The sequence below is a fragment of the Mesorhizobium sp. M0029 genome (assembly GCF_040323735.1).
In the GTDB taxonomy this organism is placed as follows: Bacteria; Pseudomonadota; Alphaproteobacteria; order Rhizobiales; family Rhizobiaceae; genus Mesorhizobium.
Genome location: NZ_JAMYVF010000006.1, coordinates 140,580 through 163,357 on the forward strand (window position 1 = coordinate 140,580; position 22,778 = coordinate 163,357).

The window sequence follows — 22,778 nt, forward strand, 5'->3', positions numbered from 1 at the left end:
AAGGCAATGCCGATCGGCGAGGGCGGTCAAGCCGCCGGCCTATCGCTCAGTATGAACTTCGGTTGGCCGCGTGCCGATCCGGTTACCGCAGCAGCGACTGCGACGTCGGCGTCAGGCGCAAGGTTTCGGTCCGCCAGGTCACATCGGCCGCTTGCCATTGGGGCGAAGCGGCAACTGCGGCTTCGTAACTGGCATGCGCCTCGGGACTGTCGAAACCCGTCACCGCGATAAAGACGTTTTCGCTCAAGCGCACCGGCAGGCGGGGAAAGCTGTTTTCAGCGTGCTCGGTGATGAAGGCGCCAAGCAACCGTCCGCCGGCGCCGATAAGGACCGGAACGGCGTCCGTTTCGAAATTGCCGGCGAAATCGGCTTCGGCGCCAGACCGCAGATGATGAATCTGGATGACAACAACACCGGTCAAGCCATTGTCTGCGCTCAACTTTCCATCCGCCGGCATGGCGCCTCGCTGCGAGCCTGACAGATCGAAGCCGGCGCCTGGCCATGCCGGCTTCAAGAGCAGTACATCGTCGGAATCGATCATCGTCGCATTGGCGGCGTCGCGGTGCGCCGTCCACACCGGCCCGTCATAGAAGGCGGTGAGCGCCTGCTTCCGCGCTTCCATGCCACCGAAGCCGCGCAGCCAGACGAACATGTCGGGGCGGTCGAGGTCGCGGAACTGTCCGATGATGGTCATGCCGGCGTGTTCCTGGCCTTCGATGAACCGACTGTCGAAGATGTCGATCAGCGTCTCGCGCCGGCCCGGCTTCAGCGTGTACTGCCGCAACTCGACGACAGGCGAAGCGAGCAGTTTTGCCGCCGCAGGCGCATTCAGGGGTACGGTCATTGTGTCGTCTCCAAAAAACAGGATGATCATCCGGTTTATAAAACAGACCGGTTGTCCTGTTTTGTCAATCTGCTATCGTTGGCAAATGTCAGCAGAGATTGCTCGGGCTCCGAAAGGGCCGCCGCGAAAACGCACCAACGATCCCGAAGGGCTGCGCAACAAGGTGCTCGATATCGCCGAAGCGTCGTTCCAGGCGCGTGGCTATCATGCATCCGCCCTTGGCGAGCTGATGACGACCGCAGGCGTCAGCGGCGGCGCGCTGCATCATCATTTCCCGACGAAGAAGGCGCTCGCTCTGGCGGTGATCGAGGAGCGCGTGGCAGCGGCCCTCGATGAAACCTGGATCAACCCTGTACGGGCGGCAGGCTCGGCGCGCGAAGGCGTGCGCGCGGTGTTCGAGGCGGTGGCGACCGAGCTTGAGCAGCAAGGCTTCGTGCGCGGCTGTCCGCTCAACAATCTGGCGCATGAACTGTCGCTCGCTGACCCGGATTTCCGCGCCGCTCTGGACGATATCTTTGCCGGATGGCGTCAGGCGGTTGCCGACAAGGTGCGAGCCGACCAGCAGTCGGGGAGGGAGCAGGGCACCGACCCCGAGCGCTTTGCGGCACTCGCCATCGCCGCCTATTCCGGCGCCATGTCGATGGCCAAGGCGGCACAGGATGCCAGCGTGCTGCGCGATTGCCTGGCCGAACTTCAGGGTAGCTCAACGCCGCCATTCCCGAGCAGAGCGAAGCGGCGTAGCAGGATCCTGCTGCGGCCGGGAAAACCTTGAGGCCGGAACTGCGCTGTTCTAGTTGGAAAGCGGCTTGATCGTCTCGTAACCGTTCACCGATTCCGCGCTGGTCCCTTCGTCGTAGCGCCGGGCGAGGGACGCTTGCAGATCAGGCGCATAAAGCGCGGTAAATGTGTCCAGCGTTTCGCCGGCGCCGTTCTTGAAGGTCTCCGTGACCGCCAGCACGTTGTATTTGCAGCCGCCGACACTGAACGTCTCCTTGCCCTTGACGACCAGGCTCAGCGTCTTGGTGCTCTTCGGCTGCTTGTTCGGCGACAGCTCGACGAATTCGATCGTGCTCTTGGCTCCCGTCTTCAGCGGAAACAGTTTTCGCAGATCGGAAAACGGGATCGTCGCCACCCGTCCGGTATCGCTGTCGCGAAACACTTCGACCAGGCCGGCAAACAGGAACTGTGTCTGCGGCGATTGCGATTCGTAGGTGTTGGCAACGGAGACCATGCCGCCGGCCACCGGCCGAAACTCGCTGCGGACGCCGGGCATTTCCAGAACGAAGCCGGCCTTGGCCGATTTTGCGTCGACACAATCGGCGGCATGCACCGCAGCCGCCGGCAGCAACCCAGCCAGCACCACGCCTATCGAAACGGCTCTCATGAAATCCTCCCCTCTGCTTGTATTTGCTGCGCGCCAGCATGACCCAAGAAATGCCAGAGCCTCAGTGCCGTGTCGACCTGCCATTCCTGGCAACTGGACGGTGGGGCGCCGGCTGTGCTGAATTTCAGGTCATGAATCGCAAGCTCGTCCTCTCCCGTCGCAATTTCCTCGCACAGGCAGCCGGCCTTGCCATGGCTGGCATGCTGCCGCGCGCCGCGCTTGGCCAGACCGGCAAGCGCATCCAGCCCATCGACGCCACCTTTCTGTTCATCGCCGATGTCCATGCCTGCCGCATGTCGAGCGGCCTCAGCCCCAACTGCCTGGAGGAAGGCAAGACCGATGCCGCGCTGTTGCGCAATGTCGCTGTCCTCAATGGCTTGGCCGGCCGGCAATGGCCAGTCGAGATCGATGGCGTTGCAACCCGCCTGCGTTCGGCCGGCGGCCGCATCGATGCGCCGCTCGGCCTCGTTGTCGGCGGCGACATCACCGACGATGGCGGCGGCCAGATCACCGAGCCCAGCGAAGGCACGCAACTGTTGCAGTTCAGCCAGCGCTATCAACAGGGCGTCGGTCCCGATCGCGTGCACATGCCGGTCTATGTCGGCCTCGGCAATCACGATCTCGACCAGAACGGCTCGCCGCCGCACGTCGACTGGTACCGGCGCGAATTGCGCGACTATGTCGAGGTCAACCATCGCCCCGGCGTGTTCTTCAAGCCCCCGGTGCCGGCCACCGAATACGATGTCGACACCGACTGCTATTCCTGGGACTGGGGCGGCCTGCATCTCGTCCAGACCCACCGGTTTGCCGGCGACACCGGCCACGGCGCGGTGAGCAGCCTGCCGTGGCTGAAGCAGGATCTGACGACCTACGCTGCGGATGGCCGTCCCGTCATCCTGTTCCAGCACTATGGCTGGGACACTTTCTCGGTCGAGCGGTGGGACCCGGCCAAGCGCACCTATGACGATGACGGCGCAGGCGCGCCGCATTGGTGGAGCGAGGCCGACCGCCAGGCGCTGCTGGCGGCGCTGAAGGGCTACAATGTCATCGCCATCTTCCATGGCCATCAGCACGAAGTGCCTATGATCTACAAAAGCGATGGCCTCGACCTGTTCAAGCCGAAGGCTGCCTATATGGGTGGCTTCGCGCTGGTGAGGGTAACCGGGGACGGCATGGACGTGGTGCTGGGCGAGGCGGCGGGCGACCGGGGCGGGGTCAAGTTCACCAGCGCCTTCAGCAAGAGCCTCAGCCTCTGACAAGAAAAAGGCGGCCTTGAGCCGCCTTCCTCATTGCCTGCAAGATCGGGTCAGAGCGCCTTTTTGATCTTGTCCTTCACGTCGCCATAGACCTTCTGCACCTTGCCGGCGGTCTTGTCGGCCGTGCCTTCGGCCTGGGTCTGCCTGTTGCCGGTCGCCTTGCCGCCGGCCTCCTTGACCGAGCCCTTGACCTGCTTGGCCACGCCGGCAACCTGATCCTTGTTCACCATCTTTGCATCTCCTGGGATTCCGGGGATTCATTCGCAGGAGGCAAACGGGCCGGCTTGGCTTAGGTTCCCTGGGCGGCGATCATCGTCGCATCTGGTCGCTTATATGGTCGCCGAAACGCTTTGCCGCGTCGTATCGTGTGACTAGTGTGTCGAAATTTTGGGGAGACCGCCTTGGCTGAATTTACGCTCATCATCGCCAACAAGTGCTTTTCGTCCTGGTCGCTGAGGCCATGGGTGGCGATGAAGCATCTGGAGATCCCGTTCGAGGAAGGTTTCGTGCGCCTGCGCACGCCCGAGACTTTTGCCAATCTGGCGAAAGTGTCGCCGACCGGCCTTGTGCCAGTGTTGAATCACAATGGCAGGATCGTCTGGGAAACCCTTGCCATCCTTGAATATCTGGCCGACCTGTTTCCTGAGAAAAAACTTTGGCCGCAGGATATCGGCGCCCGCGCCTTGGCTCGCTCGGTGGCGACCGAGATGCATTCCGGCTTTCGCGAGGTGCGCTATGGCTGGCCGATGAATTTGCGCCGGCCGAAGGCCCACAAGCCGCTCGACGCCGAAGGCGAAATGCAGCGCGCGCGCATCGAAACGATCTGGCGCCAGTGCCGGGAACAATACGGCAAGGGCGGCCCCTTCCTGTTCGGTCATTTCACCGCGGCCGATGCCATGTATGCACCTGTCGTCACCCGCTTCGACACCTATGGCGGCGAACTGGCGCCCGACACGCGCGCCTATGTCGACGCCGTGCTGGCAACGCCGGCGATGCGGCACTGGTATGCAGAAGCGGCGAAGGAGACTTGGCCGGAACCCGGCCCGGACGAATAGGACCACTAGTGACATCACGGTGAGTGACCGATGGCCAGCACTGATGGACCGCGTGAGACTACCGCGCCAACAATCTTCCACTGCCGGCTGATCCCGCCTCGGCCGGACTTCGCCTTCACCCTGACGGAGGAGGAGAGGGAGTTGATGGGCCGGCATGCCGACTATCTGCGCGGCAAGCTTGCCGAGGGCACCATGATCCTGGCCGGGCCGGTCGCCGACCCGGCCGCCGGCCCTTGGGGTCTGCTGATCCTGCGTGTCGGCAGCGAAGCCGAGGCAAGAGCGGTCACCGACGGCGATCCGGTGTCGAGCTTCGGCCGCGGTTTCCACTACGATATCCTGCCGCTGATCAGCGCGATCCTGTAGGCGAGCGTAAGTTTAAGGAAAAGTGTGAAACGGTTTTCCCTTGGGAATTGTGTCAGACAACGGCACATACAAGAACGCCTCTCGCACCGTTTAATGTGCGGGAGGCGTCCTTTTGCCAGCATTACCGAGATTGCTCTCTGAATTGCTGACACCACGGAAATGCGCCGGCTTGCGATTGGTTCCGGGGCGTGGAATATTTTTTGGGAACGCCTTGCGCTCCGCCACCTCGTCAGTTGAGGCTTATGCCTCAGGCATCCTCAGGTTGAATTTTGGCTGCGGCCAAACCAGAAATTGACTCGGCGCTAAAAGAAGTCTATAAGAAACATGTCGATATTTGTTTGACCGACTTTTGTTATCCGCGCATGCATGCGCGCCTTTGACGAACTTCCCCATCAAAAATCGAGACAAAACGCTGTTGTGCAGTCGCACGATGGTGAACGAATATTTGCCAGGGAAAGGGTTCTTCATGGCCACCGGCACAGTGAAATGGTTCAACGCCACCAAAGGTTTTGGTTTTATTCAACCTGACGACGGCTCCGCCGACGTTTTTGTCCACATCTCGGCCGTAGAGCGCGCCGGCATGCGTGACATCGTCGAGGGTCAGAAGCTCGGCTACGAGATGACCCGCGACAACAAGTCGGGCAAGATGTCCGCCGACCAGTTGAAGGCGGCCTGATAAGGAATTCGGCCTTCCGGTGACCACGGATGTACTGGCACCGATGAAAGGCTGAAAGGAGCGCCTTGCGCATCCAACTGGATGCGCGGCGCTTTCATGGAAGGTCAGGCGGTGCCTGGCCTTTTTCATTTTGTGCGTCATGCCGCTAAAAGTGCGCCGCACGCCGGCCGGAACGTGCTAAGGGACGCTCCAGCAATCTGAACCGCCCATACTGCCCCGCTGCCGTATTGCTTTGGTCCTAATCGAAGACCGCTCTCGCTCTATCGGCACCAGGCTCCCGACAGGAGAAAGTTTTGACCACGCAATCCAAGACCGCCGACCAGGCCGGCTCGCTGTTCAGCAAGACGCAAACCCAGTCCATGTCACTCAACCGCATCCTGTCCGAGCGTGATGCCGTCAGCGAGGCGCGCGAAGCCAAGACCGCGCGCTTGCGCGAACTGCGCAAGGAAAAGGAAGCCGACGACATGGCAGCGGCCGCAGTCCTTGCGGCGCTGCCAAAGCGGGCAGGCAAACGCTGATGGCCACCAAGCGCGTACCGCCGACGCCGATCGATGCCGATGCGACCATCGCGTCCATGGTCCCGGGCCTGGACAAGCCGGTCGAATATGTCCGCCGTGTGCTGGAAAAGCTCGAGCGCTGCAAGCGCGCGCATGGCGATGCCCAGGTGCGCGTCGGCGTGCGCGGCCGTGCCGAAGCCCCGAACTATCTGGTCGAATATGTCCGCGAGGACAAAAAGACCCAGGAGCGCGTGACCTACCAGGATGCCGCCTATAGCGGCAGCACGCATCGCGAACTGGCGGCGCACCACATTGCCGAGGCGAGGAACTGGTCGCCCGAGGAAATGAACATCACAGCGGTCTCGGCGCTGATCGGCCGCTTGCGCAATCCGCGCGCACCATCATCCCGCTTTTCCGACGAGGACTGACATGGCCATAAAGTTTTCCACCAAGGACCAGCCGGCAGCGCCGGCTGCTGCCACTGCAAAGCAGGCCAAGCCCGCTGCCGCGCCGAAGGCCGCCGAACCGTCGGCGACCGATCTGTTCGAGGCGCCAGCCGCCACGCCCAAGGGCAAGGCAGGCAAGAAGAAATAGCGCCTTGCCGCACCAAGCCGATCGCAATCTCGCAGCGCCTGGGCTGGTCGCGTTGGCCGCCAGGGATATCCGGTCGTCAAAACAGGACGACCAGCCGGTTTTCGATTGCCAGAGCTGCGGCGCCTGCTGTTCCTACTCGGCCGAATGGCCGCGCTTCTCGACCGAGGACGATGCGCAACTTGACCGCATTCCGGAAAAGTTCGTGTCCGCCGACCTGTCCGGCATGCGCTGCGAGGGCGTGCGCTGTTCGGCGCTTACGGGCGAGATCGGCAAGCGCACGGCCTGCGGCATCTACGAGATCCGCCCGGACGTCTGCCACGCCTGCATGCCTGGCGGCGACGATTGCCTGATGGCGCGCAAGGCGCACGGGATGCCAACGATCTAGCCGACGCCCACCTTGCCTCATCCCACATCCCCCGATAGCTTCCACCACGGGCAGGGCGTTGGAGGAACCATGAGCATCGAATTCCTGTTGACGTCGCTGATCGTCGTGGCTTCGCCCGGCACCGGCGTTCTCTACACGCTGAGCGCCGGGCTTTCGCGAGGCGCGCGCGCCTCGATCACTGCTGCATTCGGCTGCACGCTTGGCATCATCCCGCATATGGCCGCCGCCATCACCGGCCTGGCGGCGCTGCTGCACACAAGTGCTGTCGCCTTCGAGACGCTGAAATATCTCGGCGTCGCCTATCTCCTCTACATGGCCTGGAACACGCTGAACGAGAAGGGCGGCCTGAGCGTCGATGAAAACGCGGCACCCCGCTCGGCAGCCAAGGTCATCACCTCCGGTATCCTGATCAACATCCTGAACCCGAAGCTGTCGATCTTCTTCTTTGCCTTCCTGCCGCAATTCGTCAGCACGACCGAACCGAACGCATTTGCCAAGATGCTCGAACTCTCGAGCGTCTTCATGCTGCTGACCTTCGTCGTCTTCGTCGCTTACGGCATCTTTGCCGCCTCGATCCGCAGCCACGTCGTGTCGCGGCCGATGGTGCTGACCTGGATGCGCCGCACCTTCGCCGGCGCCTTTGTCATGCTCGGCGCCAAGCTGGCGCTGGCTGATCGATAGAACAGGAGCTGCCAGGCCTCGGCCTACTCTTCGTCGGTTCCGGGTCCGGTCCGGATGCCTAGACGCCAGGCCGAGGGCGGAAGGCCGATCATCTTCTTGAAGGCGCGGCTGAACGCTGCCTCGGATTCGTAGCCGATTTCAGCGGCGATGCTGGCCATGTTGCTGGAGCCGGCGCTGAGCAGCTCCGAGGCGATCTGCATGCGCCATTTGGCGAGATAATGCATTGGCGGCATGCCGACCAGCCTGGTGAAGCGTTCGGCGAGCACGCTGCGCGACAGCGCGGAGTCCTTCGCCAGCGCCTCCACCGTCCAGTTATGCGCCGGCCGGTCGTGGATCAGCGCCAGTGCCCTCGCCAGGTGCGGATCGCGCAGGCCAGCCAGCCATCCCGTGGTTTGTGGCGGCAGCGATTCCAAGTAACGGCGCAACACGTCGACAAACATCAGTTCGCTCAGTTTGGTGAGCACCGTTTCACTGCCTGCGCGCTTTTGCGCCACCTCCGTGACAGCCAGGTTGATGAACTGGCTGAGCCAGCCGCCATCGCCTTTGGCATCTCCGGCCTTGATCACCGGCGGCAAAGCCTCGAGCAGTGGATTGAAAGGCTGTGCATCACAGGCGAGATAGCCGCAAACCAGCCTGGCCGAGGTCGCGCCGTCGCCGGCGCAGTTGATGTAAAACGGCATCCGGCCGGCTGTTGCGATGTCGAGAACGTCGGCTGTCGGGGGATCGGCGCGCAGCGCCGGATTGCTGGACATAATATGCGGGTCGCTCCTGGTGAAGACGACGACTTCGCCGGCCTCCAGCGCGATCGCTTCCTGGCCGACGATGCGCGCGAAGCAGCGACCGGCCGTTACCACATGGTAGGAGATCAGATGGTCCGCACCGGGCAGGATCTTCGGCAGGATGGACGATGGCGCCGGCGAGCAGACGGCCCACGGCTCGTGGCCCTCAATGTCAAAAAACGTCGCGCCGGTAAGGCGTACCGTCCTCAACAGGTCAGACAGAGCATCCCCGGCCATTCCGTTTCGTCCCGCACCCGGCTAGCCGGTGAGCCATCCCTTTCGAGTTCCGGACGCGCTGTCAAGCGAGGCGGACGCCGTATCATTCAGTTCGCGGCCAGAACTCCTAAACCTGCACCGGTGCTCAAGCGCTGCCGAGAGTGGGCGCTGAGTGCTGTCGAAACCAATCAGGGACAAAAGTCATGACGGTACATAAGGGCGGGTGTTTTTGCGGCGCCGTGGAAATCGAAGTGCACGGAGCCGCCGAGGCAATGGGCTATTGCCATTGCGGTTCTTGTCGATCGTGGTCGGCGTCTCCCGTGAACGCATTCACGCTGTGGAAGCCTCAGAACGTCAAGGTCACCGGGGGCGCGGAGTTCCTGTCCGGGTTCGAGAAGACCGAAATGAGCGATCGCCAGTTCTGCACGAAATGCGGTGGTCATCTGATGACCGTTCATCCGCCGCTCGGCCTGGTCGATGTCTATGCGGCAACGATACCAGGCGTGAAATTCACGCCTGGGGTTCACGTCAACTACGCTGAGACCGTGCTGCCGATGAAGGACGGGCTGCCCAAGCTCAGGGACTTTCCGGCTGAGCTCGGCGGCTCCGGCATCGCGGTGCCGGAATAAGGGCCCGGCCACTGCTCGCCATTTTTGACAACGACAATTCAAGACAGGAGATTGTTCATGGAAATCGCAACATTTCGCGCCACGCAGGAGCCGATCAAGGATCTCTATCGCAGGGATGCGAAGGCCGCGTTCCTCACCTTGAAGGCCAAAGGCGTCGCCGACGCGTCCACCGTCACCTGCCAGGTCGAGACCGGACGCGGGCTGGCGCTTGCCGGCATCCATCCGATGGCCGGGGGCAGCGGCCAGGAACTGTGCTCCGGCGACATGCTGCTGGAGGCGCTGATCGCATGCGCCGGTGTCTCGATGCGCGCGGCGGCGGCCGTGCTCGAAATTCCGATCAGGTCCGCCGAAGTTTCCGCGGAAGGTGACGTCGATCTTCGCGGCACGCTCGGCGTGACTGCGGGTGTTCCAGTCGGCTTCAAGGAAATCCGCTTGCGGTTCGACATCGACACCGACGCTCCCCAAAGTCAGCTCGACCAACTGCTCGAACTCACGGATCGCTATTGCGTGATCTTCCAGACCATCCAGAACAGTCCCAGCACCACGGTGAAGCTGCACCGCGTCATCCAGTGACCAGAAAACCGGCCCGGAAACTCGACTTGAGCGAGATTCCGGGCTGGGAACGGGAGTGCCGGGCAACGCTTCTATCCTTTGACGTAACCCATCGCCTCGACGATCAGCTCGTCCGCGACACGCATCAGGTTGACGCCGCGGATGGAGTTGCCGTCGGCCATGAAGTAGCGCCAGCGGATCGTCGCCCGTTCACCGGCGACGAAGGTTTCCTCGAGGTCGAAGCGCGTGCCGGGCTGGGTGGCGATCGCCGACCATAGGTCAATGCACGCCTCTTTGCCGGCATGGCGGGCGCCGTCCGGCGCCGGCACGGTGTTTTCGATAACGCAATCCTGCGCCACCAACTCGGCAAGCGCGGACGGATCGTGCAGCTGGAACACATCGTTGAAGCGATGCATGATCTCGGCCGTCTGCCGGGACAAATCATTCCCGGCTGCGTCCATGATAAGCTCCTGTTTCATCATATTCTCCCGGTTTCATTGATCTTTGACGGCTTTGACCAGCACGGCCTTTAGGGTGATCTGAGGCACGCCGGCCAAGGCGCGCGAGACGAGGCAAGTCGCCTTGGCCGACTGCGCCAGGCGTTCGAACTCGTCTTCGGCGAGATCCGTGACCTCCGCCTCCGTTTCGAGCTCGATGCGGGTGATCGTCGGCCCGGCGGCGGTCGCGCCGAGATGCATCTTGGCGACGGTGCGGATGGTGCGGGCGACGTGGCCTTCCTGGCCGAGGATGAAGGTCAGCGCCATCGAGAAGCAGCCGGCATGTGCTGCCCCGATCAGCTCTTCGGGATTGGTGCCCGGACCGTTCTCGAACCGCGACGGAAAGGAATAGGCGCCTTCGAAGACGCCGCTGCCAAGCCGCAGACGGCCGCCGCCTTCCTTCAGCGTGCCTTGCCATTCTGCGGAAGCTTCACGGATGGTCATGGTCGTTCTCCTGGTTCGGGGTTGAAAAGCGGGCAATTGGGTCAGGCGCAGTCGATGACAACCTTCCCGAACACGTCGCCCTGCTGGAAGTGGCGGTACGCTTCGGGGGCTTCGGCAAAGGGGAAGACCCTGTCGACAACGGGCTTGAGGCGATGCTGCGACACGGCGCGCAGCATGGCCTCGAGATTGCTGCGGCTGCCGACGAACAGGCGGCTGATGGTGGCGAGGCTGCGCTGATAAAGCGCTGCCGGCATCTCGATCGATCTGCCACTGGCGTCCTGCAGCGTCAGCAGCACGATGTGTCCATAAAGCGTGCTGGCAATCAGCGACTGCGCGAAGGTGGCCGGGCCGCCGGTTTCGACGACGAGGTCGATGCCGCCTGTCTGCTCGCGCGCCCAGCCGCCCCATTCCGGTATGTCGGTGCTGGAGACAACGAGGTCGGCGCCCAGCGCCCGCAGCCTGTCGGCCTTCTCCGCGCGCGATGTGATGGCGACAACCCGGCAGCCGAGCAACTTGGCGAACTGCAGAGCAAACAGCGAAACGCCACCCGAACCGATGGTGAGAACCCATTGACCAGGCTTCGGAATCCGGGTCCCGGTCACCGCGTTCCAGGCCGTCACGCCGGCGCAGGTCAGCGTCGCCGCTTCGTGCCAGCTCAGATGATCGGGCAGTCGCGCCGCCCATTGTTCGTCGAGCACGGCAAACTCAGTCAGCATGCCGTCAAGCGTACAGCCGAGCTGGTCGATCAGACCGGCATTGATGCGGCCATCGATCCAGCGGGCGAAGTAGCTGCCGGTGACGCGGTCGCCGACGGCAAAACGGGTGACGGCATCGCCGATTGCGACGACGTCACCGGCTCCGTCGCTCAGCGGCACGATGCCTTGCCGCGCCGGCAAGGGATAGGTGCCGCCAAGGATCATCGTGTCGCGCCGATTGAGCGAGGCGGCGCGGACTCGCACCACGATCTCATGCGGTTTCGGTTCCGTCCGCGCCTCGTCGCGCATCGCCAGGGATTCGGTTCCACCAAACCCTTCGAGACGGTAGCTGCGCATGTCACTCCCCTTAATAGTATATAGACTGATCCACATATTATATAGACCGATTGTCATATTCTTGGCAAGGCCTATAATGCGTCACTGCTGACAGAGGTTGACATGGCCAACGACACCCGCACCCGCATACTCGAGACCACAGGCTTGTTGCTCAGGCAGCGCGGCTATCACGGCACCTCGCTCAACGACATTCTGGGCGCCAGCGGGGCGCCGCGCGGCTCGCTCTATTTTCATTTCCCAGGCGGCAAGGACCAACTGGTCATCGAGGTGACGCGCAACAGCGTTGCCGACGTCACGAAAAGGCTGGGCGAAGCACTGGCAGCCGAGAGCGATCCTGCAGTGGCCGTCCATCACATCTACCAGTCGGTCGGGCGCATGCTGGAGGACAATGATTTTTCGCTGGGTTGCCCCATCGCGCCGGTGGTGCTGGATTCACCCACCGATGTGCCGGAACTGGCGGAACTCTGCCGATCGGCTTTCGAGCAATGGATCGGCTTGCTGCGACAGGCCTTTGTCAGGGCAGGAGTGCCCGAACGCCGGGCGCATGCCCTGGCACTGCTGGTCGAATCCTCGCTGGAAGGGCTGATGGTGATTGCGAGGGCCACCCGCGATCGTGGCCCGGTGCTGGTGGTGGCCGACGAGGTGGCGGCGCTTGTCGAGCAGGCGGTGCTTGCAGGCAAGGTTGCGCGGCAGGCGGACAGCGCCGCCTAACCATCCGCTTTCCAAAACAAAAAGGGCGCCTCTCGGCGCCCTTTCCGTATGCATAAGCCGGATAGCTTGGATTAGAAATCCATGCCGCCCATGCCGCCCATGCCGCCGCCGCCCATGCCGCCAGGCATGCCGCCGCCAGCAGACTCCTTCTTGGGAGCCTCCGCGATCATGGCTTCGGTGGTGACGAGCAGGCCGGCGACCGAAGCCGCGTCCTGGAGAGCGGTACGAACGACCTTGACCGGGTCGACGATGCCCATGGCGATCATGTCGCCATACTCGCCGGTCTGGGCGTTGTAGCCGTAGGTCGCGCCCTTGTTGTCGAGGATCTTGCCGGCAACGATCGAAGCTTCAGCACCTGCGTTCGAAGCGATCTGACGGGCCGGAGCCTGCAGTGCACGACGAACGATGTTGATGCCGGCAGCCTGGTCGGCATTGACGCCGGTGACCTTGATGTTGGCCGAAGCGCGCAGGAGAGCGACGCCGCCGCCTGCGACGATGCCTTCTTCCACGGCCGCACGGGTCGCGTTGAGGGCGTCATCGACGCGGTCCTTCTTTTCCTTGACTTCGACTTCCGTCGCGCCGCCGACACGGATCACCGCAACGCCGCCGGCGAGCTTCGCCAGACGTTCCTGCAGCTTCTCCTTGTCGTAGTCCGACGTGGTCTCTTCGATCTGCTGCTTGATCTGGGCAACGCGGCCCTGGATCTCGGCCTTCTTGCCGGCGCCGTCGACGATGGTGGTGTTCTCCTTGGAGATCGACACCTTCTTGGCGCGGCCGAGCATGTTGAGGCCGACATTCTCGAGCTTGATGCCGAGGTCTTCCGAGATGACCTGGCCACCGGTCAGGATGGCGATGTCTTCCAGCATGGCCTTGCGGCGATCACCGAAGCCCGGCGCCTTGACGGCGGCGATCTTCAGGCCGCCGCGCAGCTTGTTGACGACCAGCGTGGCCAGAGCCTCGCCTTCGACGTCTTCCGAGATGATAAGAAGCGGCTTGGAGGTCTGCACGACGGCTTCGAGAACCGGCAGCATGGCCTGGAGGTTGGACAGCTTCTTCTCGTGCAGGAGGATGTAGACGTCCTCGAGCTCGGCAACCATCTTGTCGGCGTTGGTGACGAAGTAGGGCGAGAGATAGCCGCGGTCGAACTGCATGCCTTCGACGACTTCCAGCTCGGTCTCGGCGGTCTTGGCTTCCTCAACCGTGATGACGCCTTCATTGCCGACCTTCTGCATCGCTTCGGCGATCATGGCGCCGACCGACTCGTCGCCATTGGCCGAGATCGTGCCGACCTGGGCAACTTCCTCGGAGGTCTTGATCTTCTTGGCAGCCTTGCCGAGAGCCGCAACGACTTCGGTGACGGCCAGATCGATGCCGCGCTTCAGATCCATCGGGTTCATGCCGGCGGCAACGGCCTTGTGGCCTTCCTGGACGATCGACTGCGCCAGAACGGTCGCGGTCGTGGTGCCGTCGCCGGCGATGTCGTTGGTCTTCGAAGCAACTTCGCGGACCATCTGCGCGCCCATGTTTTCGAACTTGTCTTCAAGCTCGATTTCCTTGGCGACGGTGACGCCGTCCTTGGTGATGCGCGGTGCGCCGAACGACTTGTCGATGACGACGTTGCGGCCTTTGGGGCCGAGCGTGACCTTCACTGCGTCGGCGAGGATGTTGACGCCGCGCAGCATGCGCTCGCGGGCGTCGCGGGAGAATTTTACGTCTTTAGCAGCCATTTTTTAGCTCCTGGCAGGGGGCTTGCGATCAAGCCCGAATTTAGTTGACGGTGAGGCCGATGATCAGCCGATGATGCCCATAATGTCGGATTCCTTCATGATCAGAAGGTCTTCGCCATTGAGCTTGACTTCGGTGCCCGACCACTTGCCGAACAGGATGCGGTCGCCGGCCTTGACGTCCAGCGGGACCAGCTTGCCGGCTTCGTCGCGAGCGCCGGAGCCGACGGCGATGATCTCGCCTTCCTGCGGCTTTTCCTTTGCCGTATCCGGGATGATGATCCCGCCGGCGGTCTTGGATTCGGATTCGACCCGGCGTACGACCACGCGGTCATGAAGCGGGCGGAACTTCGACTTTGCCATTTTTTCTTCCTCGAATGAGAACGGTGAGAGCTGTTCCTCGATCCGGCGGTGCCGGATGTGCGTTAGCACTCACCTGGGGAGAGTGCTAACGTGCGCTGAAATAAGCGCGTGGCTTTCGAGAGTCAAGGCGAACGGTGAGCACAATTGTGCCAATTGGAGCCGTGCCGCGATCCGACGGCAGACCCTACCGGCGCCGCGGCGATTTAAGCACCAGAAGCGGACAGCGTTCAGCCAGCCCATAGGTCCCTGTCGGCGCGAGGCGGACACTGTCAAAAAACCGGCTCGCCTCTTCGACCAGCGTCGCCGCCGGGGCGAAACTGTAGACAGTCTGCGAATTCGCATAGACATCGATGGTGCCGATGACCGGCATCTCCCATCCGGTCGTCGCGGCAAGGGCCTCCCGGTCGGCAAACAGCGCATCGAAGGCGTCGAGGATCGCCCGCACCGGAATGGCGCGGTCGGGATCGCCGCCGGCACAAGCCATGGCAATGCGCCATTTGAGTTCGTGGAAGGTCGCGACACCACCGGACAGCGTCAGCGCCCGGACCTCCTGCAGATCGTCCGGCACCTGAGGGCTTGCATAGGCGCGCAATGCAGCCCGCCCATCGGACTTCAGCACACGCGCGATCTCGGCAAGCAGCGCCTGCCGTGCAACCGAGGAGTCCAGCGCCGACAGACAGCCGTCGCCGATCACCGCCCCGGCGCTTTCGTCGCCCAGCGGCAACTCCAGCCAGTTGCCGATCACCGCCTTGCGTGAGGCGGTATCGCCCGGCCAGATGCCCGATATCATGGCAGTGGACTCGTCGATCGCGAGCATGGTCCTTCCGAGGCCGGCAAGCTCCGGCGTGACCCCGAGCAGCACCACATCGACCGATTGCAGGCTAAGTTCGCGCTCATAGGCGGCGACAGCTTCCGGGGGCGGACACAGCGGCGACCCGAGAAGCCGCCAATGACGGCGAATTGCGTCCCAATGCTCAGTCATGCGGAACGGTTTGGGGAAAGGCTGGACATATTTCCTTCCAGGCTGTTGGTTGCCTTGCGAGTTACCTCATGCAGGATAGGCCATGGCCCGCATTGCCGTCATAACGCATGAATTTGACCGCTTCCAGAGCCGGCGGGGCCTCCTGCTGCGCCAGGACAGCCCCTACATGCTGTTCGACGTCCTGGCGGAGCTGAAACGGCGCGGTCACTCCGTGCAGATCATGCGTGGACCCTCGGCAAGTCATAACGCCGATATTGCCGTCCTGCATGTCGACGCGACAGTGACGCCATCGGACTATGTCGACTACGCGCGCGGATTTCCGATTTGTCTCAATCTTGGTGCAACCGACATTTCCAAGCGCCGCATCAGCGGTGCGATCCTCGAGGAGGGTGCCAACTGGAGCGGCCAGGTCATCGTCAAGAGCAACCTCAATCATTGGGGGACGCCCGAGGAGCAGCTCAACCGAAAATCCGTTCGCGCCGGCAAGGCAGTGCCTTTCCCGGGCGCGCAGACCTTCGACCGTTATCAGGTGCATGCCTCGCTGGCCGATGTGGCGCCGGAGATTTTCAGGCGTGCCGACCTGATCGTGGAAAAATTCATTCCCGAAATCGAGCCCGACGGGTTTGCGGCGCGGTTCTGGATATTCTGCGGCGATCGGGAGCGCTGCACCCGCTATGTCTCGCCGCAGCGCCTGGTCAAGGGCGACGACACCATCCGCCGGGAGCCGGTTGCGGTTCCCGACGAATTGCGCGCCTTGCGTCGGAAGCTGGGCTTCGACTATGGCAAATTCGACTTTGTCGTGCATGAGGGCAGGGCCGTGCTGCTCGATGCCAACAAGACCCCGGGTCGCGCCAGAAACCTGTCGAAGATCGTTGCCGCCGGCACCGCCAACCTGGCCGACGGCTTCGAAAACCTCATCCACCGGACCGGACGGGGTCGAATCGGCCGCTAGAGGAACAGCCCCAACTGCGTATGGATGATCGACCGGTAGTCCTCGATGGTGTGGCGGCTTTCCTTTTGGTCCTGGGTCAGCGCCATGCGCACGACGCCGCCGGCCAGTTGGAAGATCAGGAAAACCATACGGCCGAACTCATTGCGTCGCTCTGGCGCGAGAAAGGGGCCGACATGGTCGCAGAACATCGTCGCCTGGCGCCGGGTTTCGGCGATGTCGAGATTCTTCAGCGCCTTGTCGGCCTGGATGGCGTTTTGCAGGTCCTGAATGGCGGGGTCGCCGGCGACGCGCTCATAGTAGTCGTCGAGCAGCCGGTCGGCCGCCGCGATGACGTCGCCCAGCCCGCCGACGTCGGCAACGATCGCGGCAAGCCGGGCGCGGCTCACTTCGGAGAATCGCTCGTAGAGCATCGCCAGGATCGCCGACTTGTTGGGGAAGTAATGATAGACGGTGGCGATCGGCCCGCCGGCTTGTGCGCCGACTTCCTTCATGGTGACGGCGTCGATGCCTTTCTCGCCGATCAGCCGCATGGTCGTCGACAGGATGGCGTCGATGCGCTCGCGGCTGCGCTCCTGTTTGGGCCTGCGCCTCGGTTCGGTCGTCATCTGCACTGCTTCGTTCATGCCGCCATCCTCTCGATCGCCCAGACCATTCGATCGCCCAGACCATCCCCAGCCTTATTGGTGCCAAGTCCCCCTACTGATTGACAAACGAATATGATCGAGTATCAGTTTCTAAATGCTGACAGACTGTCAGTTTTTTTGCCGACAGGCAAGGACGTTGGGAGGCGACCGTGACTTCTGCTGGTAACGCCGATGCCGGGAACGGCGACTGGCTGGTCGGCAACCCGACTGGGGCGCAGCTCGCCTCGGCATTGTGGATCGGCTCGGTCGGCCTGCTCATTCTCGGGCTGCAGCCGGTGCTTCTCGGCGCGCTCTACACCGAAGGGCATGTCAGCGGTGACGAACTCGCGCTGGTCGCCACGGCGGAGATGATCGCCATCGGCATCGGATCGGCGGTCATCGCCATGATGCTGGCCGCCCACAATATGCGCTCGAAAAGTGCCTGCCTTTTGCTCTTGCTGGCGCTGGCTAACTGCGCGACCGCCTATGCGCTGACCTCGACCTCGCTGATTGCCGCCCGCGCGGTGGCGGGCCTCGCCGAGGGTGGGCTGGTGGCGGTCGCCACGGAACTGATCGCCCGTTCGCGCCGGGCCGAGCGCATCGGCGGCTTCTTCGTCACCCTTCAGACTCTGGCGCAATGCGCCCTGGCGCTCTTGTTGGCGCTTTACGTCATCCCGGCCGCCGGATCGGCGGGCGGCTTCATTGTCCTTGCCGTCGTCTGCATCGCATCGGTGGCGGTCGCCTTTATCGTCCCGGATAACTATGCCGACCTGCCCAAGGAGGAACAGTTCAGCAATGTGCTGACCGTTCCTTCGCTTGCCGCTTTGCTGTGCGTCTTCTGCTACTTCATGTTCTTCGGCTCGGTCTGGGCGTTTCTGGAGCCGCTTGGCGCACAATACGGAATCGATGGCCGCACCGTCGGCCTGATCGTCTCGGCCAGCCTCGCATTGCAGGTGCTGGGCGCAATGACGGCTACCGTCTTCGAGGCGAGTATCGATTACCGCTTCGCCATCGCGGCGATCGGCGTTGTCGCCGTCGCCAGTTCCCTGGTGCTCGCCGGCAGCCCCGGCCTGACGGTTTTCTGGGTCGCGGCCTTGATCATGGGCTTCATCCTTCTGTTCATCGTGCCCTATCAGATCCGGCTGGCGATCACCGCCGACGAGACGCGCACGGCCGTGCTTCTGGTGCCGGCGGCCCAGCTTTTCGGTCTGGCGATCGGCCCGGTCGCGGCATCGCTGCTGATCGACGGCAAGGATTTTCGGCCGGTGCCGGAATTTGCCGCCGCCAGTGCTGCGGCCAGCGTCGTGCTGCTCGGCCTGTTCGTCCTGGTCGCACGGCGCCGCCGCGCCATCGCCTGAGACACGACCGGGGGAGCATCTCCTCGATACTTGACTAAGTCAAATAAATGACCGATCGTTGATGGGCAGGAGGCTTCCCATGACGATCCATCATCAACCCGGCAAGGAAGGCATCGACGCGGTGCGGGCTTTCAACCGCTTCTACACCCGCCAGATAGGTCTGCTCGACGAAGGCCTGCTGAAAAGCGCCTTCTCGCTGACCGAGGCGCGGGTGCTCTACGAACTGGCGCATCGCGATGGCCTGACCGCCAGCGATCTCATCCGCGATCTCGGCCTCGACGCCGGTTATGTCAGCCGGCTCCTGAAGAAGTTCGAGCACCTGCAGCTGATTGCGCGCGCGCCGCTGGCGTCGGATGCGCGGCAGTCGTCGATCACGCTGACGCCGGTGGGACGGCAGGCCTTCGCGCCGCTGAACCGGGCTTCGCACGACCAGGTCGCCGCCTTGCTGGCGCGGCTTCCTGCTGCCGAACAGGACCGGCTGGTCAAGGCCATGCAGACGGTGCAGCAACTCCTGGGCGACAGCCCGGAGTTCAAAGTGCCGTATATGCTGCGCCCCTTGCAGGTCGGCGACATCGGCTGGGTGGTGCGCCGCCAAGGGCAGATCTACGCACAGGACTATGGCTGGGACGAAACCTACGAGGCGCTGGTCGCCGAAATCCTCGGCGCCTTCGTAAAATCCTTCGATCCAGAATGGGAACGCAGCTGGATTGCCGAACGGCAAGGGGAGTTGGTCGGCTCGGTCTTCGTCGTGCGCAAATCCGACGCGGTGGCGAAGCTGCGCCTGCTCTATGTCGAACCATCGGCGCGCGGCCTCGGCATCGGCAAGCGGCTGGTTCAGGAGTGCATCGGCTTTGCTCGTGCCAAGGGCTACAAGACGCTGACCCTATGGACCAACGACATCCTGACCGCCGCCCGCCACGTCTACGAGAGTGCCGGCTTCAGGCTGGTGGACGAAGAGCGCCATCACGCCTTCGGCAAGGATCTGGTCGGCCAGAACTGGAACCTGGAGCTGTAGCGGCGTTCAGGCCACCGGGACCCATATCTCCAGCCCGCCATTGCCGCTGCGCGGATCGAACTCCGGGCCGTAGCGCTCGAATTCGGGGCCGTCGGCTATATCGTGCCCCGAGGCCGGCAGCCATTTGTTCCAGATCGTGTTGACGGTGCGGCGGATGGTGGAGATGTGCTCGGCATGGGTGAACACGGCGTATTTCTGCGCCGGCACCCGCACCCGCGAAAGCTCCTTCGGCAGGTCCGAGAAATCCGAAACTTCGACCCCGGCGATATAGTCGAAATTGCCGGCATCGTCGCCATTGACGCAGACGCCATAGGCGACGTCACCGGTCTCGCCCGGAATGTTGCCGATATAGGGACCGAAGCGCTGCCACTGCATCGGAATGGCCGCGCTGGTTTCGCAGCTGTAGCGCTGGCCGAGGCCGGCAATGAGGAAGGGACGGCCGGTCTCGAAGCGCGGCGGCGGCAGTGAGGCGAGGAAGGACTGGTCCATCAGGATCGGCTCCACCAGGTCGAGATTGCTGAGGCTGCCCTGCGCGCGCACCAGTTCCGGCGTCGTGCCGAACTGATCGCGGAAGGCGCGGGTGAAGGCTTCGTGCGAGGCGTAGCCGGCATCGAGCGCGACCGCGAGGATGTCGGGCGCGCCGGAAGCCAGCTTGCGCGCCGCTTCGGTCAGCCGGCGCGCGCGCATATAGCCCATCACCGAACGGCCGGTGGCGGCGCCAAAGGCGCGCGTCACATGAAAGCGCGAGACGCCGCTGTTTTGCGCGACATCCTCAAGCGAGATCGCTTCCGGCAAATGGCTCTCGACAAACCACAGCGCTTTCTCGGTCGGGTTCATGAGTCTCCTCGCATTTGCCCACACCATGCTGCCGGCTTTTTGCGAGGCCAGTTTGATGGAAATTGCGCCTGTCGTAAAATCGAAGGGCGCTGGTCGACTGTGGCAGGTCACCATCGTGGAAAGCCGCTGCTGGGCGGCCTCGGCCTGGCTCGCTGGGACAATATCCGGGCGCGCTGGGTGCGGGCACCATCCTTGCCTATGCCCTGTGGAACCACCGCCGGCTCGATGCCTTCCCCGCCGGCGAAAATGCCGCCGAAAGCCTAGGTGTGCCGGTGGCGAGGACGCGCAAGACGACCTTTCTCCTCGCGGCGTTCTCGACGGCAATTCACGTCTCGGTCGGGAGGTCATCCGCAACCGTCATTGCCTGTGCCGTGACCGCATCTGCATGGCTGCCATCCCTCTTTTTCGGCTCTGGCGCAATGCGGCGCCTTGAATGGTAAGCACGCTTATAATATATACCGCTCATGGTTTCCGACGGCATAGATAGATTGGGCTTTTTGATCCACGACGTGCAGCGCCTTATGCGCAAGCGCTTCGAGGCGCGCGCCAGCGGTCTTGGCCTTTCCTCGGCACAATGGCGGCTTCTGGTTCGCGTCGCCAAGGAGGCCGGCGTCGCCCAGGCTCGCCTCGCCGAACTTCTCGAAATCGAGCCGATCAGCGTTTCACGCCTCGTCGACCGGATGGAGGAGGGCGGCTGGATCGAACGGCGCTCCGATGCAACCGACCGGCGCGTGCGCATGATCTTCCCGACAGCCAAGGCGAACGCGGCCTATGCCGAGGTCAAAAGCCTTGCCGGCGAAGTTTATGAGGAATCGCTGGTCGGCGTTTCGCCGGACGACCGCCGCGTCCTGATCCGGGCGCTGGACACCATCGTGCAAAACCTGGCGGACGGCGAGACGTCGTCCTTGAAGAATACGGAAGGGGCAGCAGCATGAACGCGGCAGCCAAACTAGACGAGAATGTAAGCAAGCTCGACACGCCGGCGCAGCCTGCCGCCGAAGCGCCTGCACAGCCGGCCGCAGCACCTGTCGCGATGGCTCCCCCGGTTCAACCCGCTCCGGCTCCGGTCAAGAAGCGCCGCATCGGCCGCTTGCTGCTGATGGTCGCCCTGCCAGCCGCGCTGGCCATTGGTGGCGGTTATGTCTGGGTGACCGGCGGCCGCTATCAGGAAACCGAGAACGCCAATTTGCAGCAGGCCAAGGTGTCGATCGCCTCGGACACGGCCGGCCGCATCGTTCAGGTCGGCATCTCGGACAATCAGCAGGTCAAGCAGGGCGATGTGCTGTTTGCCGTCGACCCCGAGCCCTACCGGATCGCATTGGCGCAGGCCGACGCGGCGGTCGCAGTCGCACGCGTCGGTATCGAACAGCTGCGCGCCGCCTACAGCCAGGCGCTGGCGCAGGAAAAGTCCGATGCCAGCCAGGTCGACTACGCGCAGTCGCAGTATGACCGCGCCGCCGACCTTGCCCAGAAGGGCATCAACGCCAAATCGTTGCTGGACGAGGCCAAGAACGATCTCGACAAGGCCAGGCAGCAACTGGCCGTTGCCGAGCAAGGCATCATCAGCGCCAAGGCGGCTCTCGCCGGCAATCCCGATATCGAGACCGACAAGCATCCGACGGTGATGGCCGCACTCGCCGCGCGCGACAAGGCCGCCTACGATCTGGCGCAGACCACGGTCAAGGCGCCGGCCGACGGCGTCATCAGCCAGGCCTCCTCGTTCAAGGTCGGCCAGTATGTCGGTTCCGGCACGCCGCTGTTTGCGTTGGTCGAGACCGGCGACACCTGGATCGATGCCAATTTCAAGGAAACCCAGCTTACCCACATGAAGCCTGGCCAGAAGGCCGAGATCGTCGTCGACACCTATCCGGGCAGAACTTTCGAGGCCACCGTCAAGGCGATCGCCGCCGGCACCGGCGCGGAGTTTTCGCTGCTGCCGGCTCAAAACGCCACCGGCAACTGGGTCAAGGTCACGCAGCGCATTCCGGTGCGCCTGGAACTGACCGATGCCGACGCCAAAATGGCGCTGCGCACCGGCATGAGCGCGTCGGTTACGGTGGATACCGGCGTGGCCCGCGGGTTCCCCGCTATCTTCGGCCACGCCACCGCAGGCGAAGCACAATAGACTGTGAATGGACCGTGATCTCGAAAAGCAGGATCACGGCCCGGCAGAACGCCCGCCGCAGGCGAGGTGAAGTTGAGATGACAGGATCGGCCCGACGGCAGGTTGAACGAGGGGTGGATTGGACCGGGCCGCATCGCGGCCTGCCCAGAACCTGGACCATCTCGGCGCCCATCCTTCGGACCTT

Annotated in this window: 30 protein-coding genes and 1 pseudogene; 19 read left to right on the forward strand and 12 right to left on the reverse strand. The window is 63.3% G+C overall.

Translation table 11 applies throughout. The features are described from left to right. Positions 1-82: 82 nt before the first annotated feature. Complete coding sequence (locus NKJ76_RS12920) at positions 83-844, reverse strand: NIPSNAP family protein (protein WP_031204161.1); 762 nt, start codon at positions 842-844, stop codon at positions 83-85. Between the two features lie 85 nt (positions 845-929). On the opposite strand from NKJ76_RS12920, the gene NKJ76_RS12925 reads away from it, so the two are divergent. Continuing rightward, entirely contained in the window at positions 930-1,616 is a 687-nt protein-coding gene (locus tag NKJ76_RS12925; protein ID WP_023755902.1) for a TetR/AcrR family transcriptional regulator, read from the forward strand. An 18-nt stretch (positions 1,617-1,634) separates the two neighbouring features. Here the strand turns inward: NKJ76_RS12925 and NKJ76_RS12930 are convergent, their stop codons facing one another. Then, positions 1,635-2,228: a hypothetical protein gene (locus NKJ76_RS12930; protein ID WP_023671496.1), complete on the reverse strand. Its 594-nt coding sequence runs from the start codon at positions 2,226-2,228 to the stop codon at positions 1,635-1,637. Between the two features lie 131 nt (positions 2,229-2,359). Here NKJ76_RS12930 and NKJ76_RS12935 point away from each other — a divergent pair, with 131 nt between their 5' ends. Continuing rightward, positions 2,360-3,484, forward strand: a complete 1,125-nt coding sequence (locus NKJ76_RS12935; protein WP_023671497.1) for a metallophosphoesterase — start codon at positions 2,360-2,362, stop codon at positions 3,482-3,484. A gap of 50 nt (positions 3,485-3,534) precedes the next feature. Here the strand turns inward: NKJ76_RS12935 and NKJ76_RS12940 are convergent, their stop codons facing one another. Next, on the reverse strand, positions 3,535-3,714 hold the full coding sequence (locus NKJ76_RS12940; RefSeq protein ID WP_023671498.1) for a CsbD family protein: 180 nt from the start codon (positions 3,712-3,714) through the stop codon (positions 3,535-3,537). A gap of 171 nt (positions 3,715-3,885) precedes the next feature. On the opposite strand from NKJ76_RS12940, the gene NKJ76_RS12945 reads away from it, so the two are divergent. From NKJ76_RS12945 to NKJ76_RS12980, 8 genes are all read left to right on the forward strand, one after another. After that, positions 3,886-4,539, forward strand: a complete 654-nt coding sequence (locus NKJ76_RS12945; protein WP_023827237.1) for a glutathione S-transferase family protein — start codon at positions 3,886-3,888, stop codon at positions 4,537-4,539. Between the two features lie 30 nt (positions 4,540-4,569). Further along, positions 4,570-4,902 (forward strand): YciI family protein, encoded by a 333-nt coding sequence (locus tag NKJ76_RS12950; RefSeq protein ID WP_352537577.1) that lies wholly within the window; start codon positions 4,570-4,572, stop codon positions 4,900-4,902. Between the two features lie 466 nt (positions 4,903-5,368). Beyond that, positions 5,369-5,578, forward strand: a complete 210-nt coding sequence (locus NKJ76_RS12955; protein ID WP_023671502.1) for a cold-shock protein — start codon at positions 5,369-5,371, stop codon at positions 5,576-5,578. Positions 5,579-5,871: 293 nt separating this feature from the next. Beyond that, positions 5,872-6,096, forward strand: coding sequence for a hypothetical protein (locus tag NKJ76_RS12960; protein ID WP_023689917.1), 225 nt, complete (start codon positions 5,872-5,874; stop codon positions 6,094-6,096). Beyond that, positions 6,096-6,503 (forward strand): hypothetical protein, encoded by a 408-nt coding sequence (locus tag NKJ76_RS12965; RefSeq protein ID WP_023671504.1) that lies wholly within the window; start codon positions 6,096-6,098, stop codon positions 6,501-6,503. The genes NKJ76_RS12960 and NKJ76_RS12965 overlap by 1 nt, the downstream gene beginning before the upstream one ends. 1 nt (position 6,504) lies before the next feature. Further along, a complete protein-coding gene (locus NKJ76_RS12970; RefSeq protein ID WP_023671505.1) occupies positions 6,505-6,669 on the forward strand; it encodes a hypothetical protein in 165 nt (54 codons plus the stop codon). 4 nt (positions 6,670-6,673) lie between these two features. After that, a complete protein-coding gene (locus tag NKJ76_RS12975; protein WP_023684310.1) occupies positions 6,674-7,054 on the forward strand; it encodes a YkgJ family cysteine cluster protein in 381 nt (126 codons plus the stop codon). Between the two features lie 69 nt (positions 7,055-7,123). Continuing rightward, a complete protein-coding gene (locus NKJ76_RS12980) occupies positions 7,124-7,735 on the forward strand; it encodes a LysE family translocator (RefSeq protein ID WP_023671507.1) in 612 nt (203 codons plus the stop codon). A gap of 23 nt (positions 7,736-7,758) precedes the next feature. Here the strand turns inward: NKJ76_RS12980 and NKJ76_RS12985 are convergent, their stop codons facing one another. After that, positions 7,759-8,751, reverse strand: a complete 993-nt coding sequence (locus NKJ76_RS12985; RefSeq protein ID WP_352497270.1) for an AraC family transcriptional regulator — start codon at positions 8,749-8,751, stop codon at positions 7,759-7,761. 182 nt (positions 8,752-8,933) lie between these two features. On the opposite strand from NKJ76_RS12985, the gene NKJ76_RS12990 reads away from it, so the two are divergent. Both NKJ76_RS12990 and NKJ76_RS12995 read left to right on the forward strand, forming a co-directional pair. Further along, positions 8,934-9,359 carry a GFA family protein gene (locus NKJ76_RS12990; RefSeq protein WP_023715197.1) on the forward strand — a complete coding sequence of 142 codons (426 nt, stop codon included), beginning with the start codon at positions 8,934-8,936 and terminating at the stop codon, positions 9,357-9,359. 57 nt (positions 9,360-9,416) lie between these two features. Continuing rightward, entirely contained in the window at positions 9,417-9,932 is a 516-nt protein-coding gene (locus NKJ76_RS12995) for an OsmC family protein (protein ID WP_023684308.1), read from the forward strand. Between the two features lie 71 nt (positions 9,933-10,003). Here the strand turns inward: NKJ76_RS12995 and NKJ76_RS13000 are convergent, their stop codons facing one another. The 3 genes from NKJ76_RS13000 to NKJ76_RS13010 are packed head-to-tail and all read right to left on the reverse strand — an operon-like array spanning position 10,004 to position 11,904. Beyond that, the gene (locus tag NKJ76_RS13000) at positions 10,004-10,390 is read right to left on the reverse strand and encodes a nuclear transport factor 2 family protein (protein ID WP_023828901.1); all 387 of its coding nucleotides are present in this window, start codon (positions 10,388-10,390) and stop codon (positions 10,004-10,006) included. A 15-nt stretch (positions 10,391-10,405) separates the two neighbouring features. After that, a complete protein-coding gene (locus NKJ76_RS13005) occupies positions 10,406-10,852 on the reverse strand; it encodes an OsmC family peroxiredoxin (RefSeq protein ID WP_352497271.1) in 447 nt (148 codons plus the stop codon). Positions 10,853-10,893: 41 nt separating this feature from the next. Continuing rightward, positions 10,894-11,904 carry a zinc-dependent alcohol dehydrogenase family protein gene (locus NKJ76_RS13010; RefSeq protein WP_023689923.1) on the reverse strand — a complete coding sequence of 337 codons (1,011 nt, stop codon included), beginning with the start codon at positions 11,902-11,904 and terminating at the stop codon, positions 10,894-10,896. A gap of 102 nt (positions 11,905-12,006) precedes the next feature. Here NKJ76_RS13010 and NKJ76_RS13015 point away from each other — a divergent pair, with 102 nt between their 5' ends. Next, positions 12,007-12,615, forward strand: coding sequence for a TetR/AcrR family transcriptional regulator (locus NKJ76_RS13015; protein WP_023697706.1), 609 nt, complete (start codon positions 12,007-12,009; stop codon positions 12,613-12,615). Positions 12,616-12,686: 71 nt separating this feature from the next. Here NKJ76_RS13015 and groL read toward each other — a convergent pair whose 3' ends face one another. From groL to NKJ76_RS13030, 3 genes are all read right to left on the reverse strand, one after another. Further along, positions 12,687-14,342: a chaperonin GroEL gene (gene groL, locus NKJ76_RS13020; RefSeq protein WP_023709705.1), complete on the reverse strand. Its 1,656-nt coding sequence runs from the start codon at positions 14,340-14,342 to the stop codon at positions 12,687-12,689. A 63-nt stretch (positions 14,343-14,405) separates the two neighbouring features. Further along, entirely contained in the window at positions 14,406-14,702 is a 297-nt protein-coding gene (groES, locus tag NKJ76_RS13025; RefSeq protein WP_006203049.1) for a co-chaperone GroES, read from the reverse strand. A gap of 184 nt (positions 14,703-14,886) precedes the next feature. After that, positions 14,887-15,684, reverse strand: coding sequence for a class I SAM-dependent methyltransferase (locus NKJ76_RS13030; RefSeq protein ID WP_023689544.1), 798 nt, complete (start codon positions 15,682-15,684; stop codon positions 14,887-14,889). Between the two features lie 82 nt (positions 15,685-15,766). Here NKJ76_RS13030 and NKJ76_RS13035 point away from each other — a divergent pair, with 82 nt between their 5' ends. Continuing rightward, positions 15,767-16,636: a hypothetical protein gene (locus NKJ76_RS13035; RefSeq protein WP_352537578.1), complete on the forward strand. Its 870-nt coding sequence runs from the start codon at positions 15,767-15,769 to the stop codon at positions 16,634-16,636. On the opposite strand, the gene NKJ76_RS13040 is transcribed toward NKJ76_RS13035, so the two are convergent. After that, positions 16,633-17,259 carry a TetR/AcrR family transcriptional regulator gene (locus tag NKJ76_RS13040; RefSeq protein WP_352537579.1) on the reverse strand — a complete coding sequence of 209 codons (627 nt, stop codon included), beginning with the start codon at positions 17,257-17,259 and terminating at the stop codon, positions 16,633-16,635. The genes NKJ76_RS13035 and NKJ76_RS13040 overlap by 4 nt on opposite strands. 170 nt (positions 17,260-17,429) lie before the next feature. On the opposite strand from NKJ76_RS13040, the gene NKJ76_RS13045 reads away from it, so the two are divergent. Both NKJ76_RS13045 and NKJ76_RS13050 read left to right on the forward strand, forming a co-directional pair. Continuing rightward, positions 17,430-18,617 carry an MFS transporter gene (locus NKJ76_RS13045; protein WP_352537580.1) on the forward strand — a complete coding sequence of 396 codons (1,188 nt, stop codon included), beginning with the start codon at positions 17,430-17,432 and terminating at the stop codon, positions 18,615-18,617. Positions 18,618-18,696: 79 nt separating this feature from the next. Further along, on the forward strand, positions 18,697-19,632 hold the full coding sequence (locus NKJ76_RS13050) for a bifunctional helix-turn-helix transcriptional regulator/GNAT family N-acetyltransferase (protein ID WP_352537581.1): 936 nt from the start codon (positions 18,697-18,699) through the stop codon (positions 19,630-19,632). Positions 19,633-19,638: 6 nt separating this feature from the next. Here the strand turns inward: NKJ76_RS13050 and NKJ76_RS13055 are convergent, their stop codons facing one another. After that, positions 19,639-20,469, reverse strand: a complete 831-nt coding sequence (locus tag NKJ76_RS13055; RefSeq protein ID WP_352537582.1) for an AraC family transcriptional regulator — start codon at positions 20,467-20,469, stop codon at positions 19,639-19,641. A 129-nt stretch (positions 20,470-20,598) separates the two neighbouring features. Here NKJ76_RS13055 and NKJ76_RS13060 point away from each other — a divergent pair. The 3 genes and pseudogenes from NKJ76_RS13060 to NKJ76_RS13070 all read left to right on the forward strand — a co-directional run. After that, positions 20,599-20,807, forward strand: a pseudogene (locus NKJ76_RS13060) (iron chelate uptake ABC transporter family permease subunit); the annotation flags it as partial. A 126-nt stretch (positions 20,808-20,933) separates the two neighbouring features. Beyond that, on the forward strand, positions 20,934-21,404 hold the full coding sequence (locus tag NKJ76_RS13065; RefSeq protein ID WP_352537583.1) for a MarR family winged helix-turn-helix transcriptional regulator: 471 nt from the start codon (positions 20,934-20,936) through the stop codon (positions 21,402-21,404). Then, the gene (locus tag NKJ76_RS13070; RefSeq protein WP_352537584.1) at positions 21,401-22,594 is read left to right on the forward strand and encodes an HlyD family secretion protein; all 1,194 of its coding nucleotides are present in this window, start codon (positions 21,401-21,403) and stop codon (positions 22,592-22,594) included. Before NKJ76_RS13065 ends, NKJ76_RS13070 begins: the two co-directional genes overlap by 4 nt. Positions 22,595-22,778 lie beyond the last annotated feature (184 nt).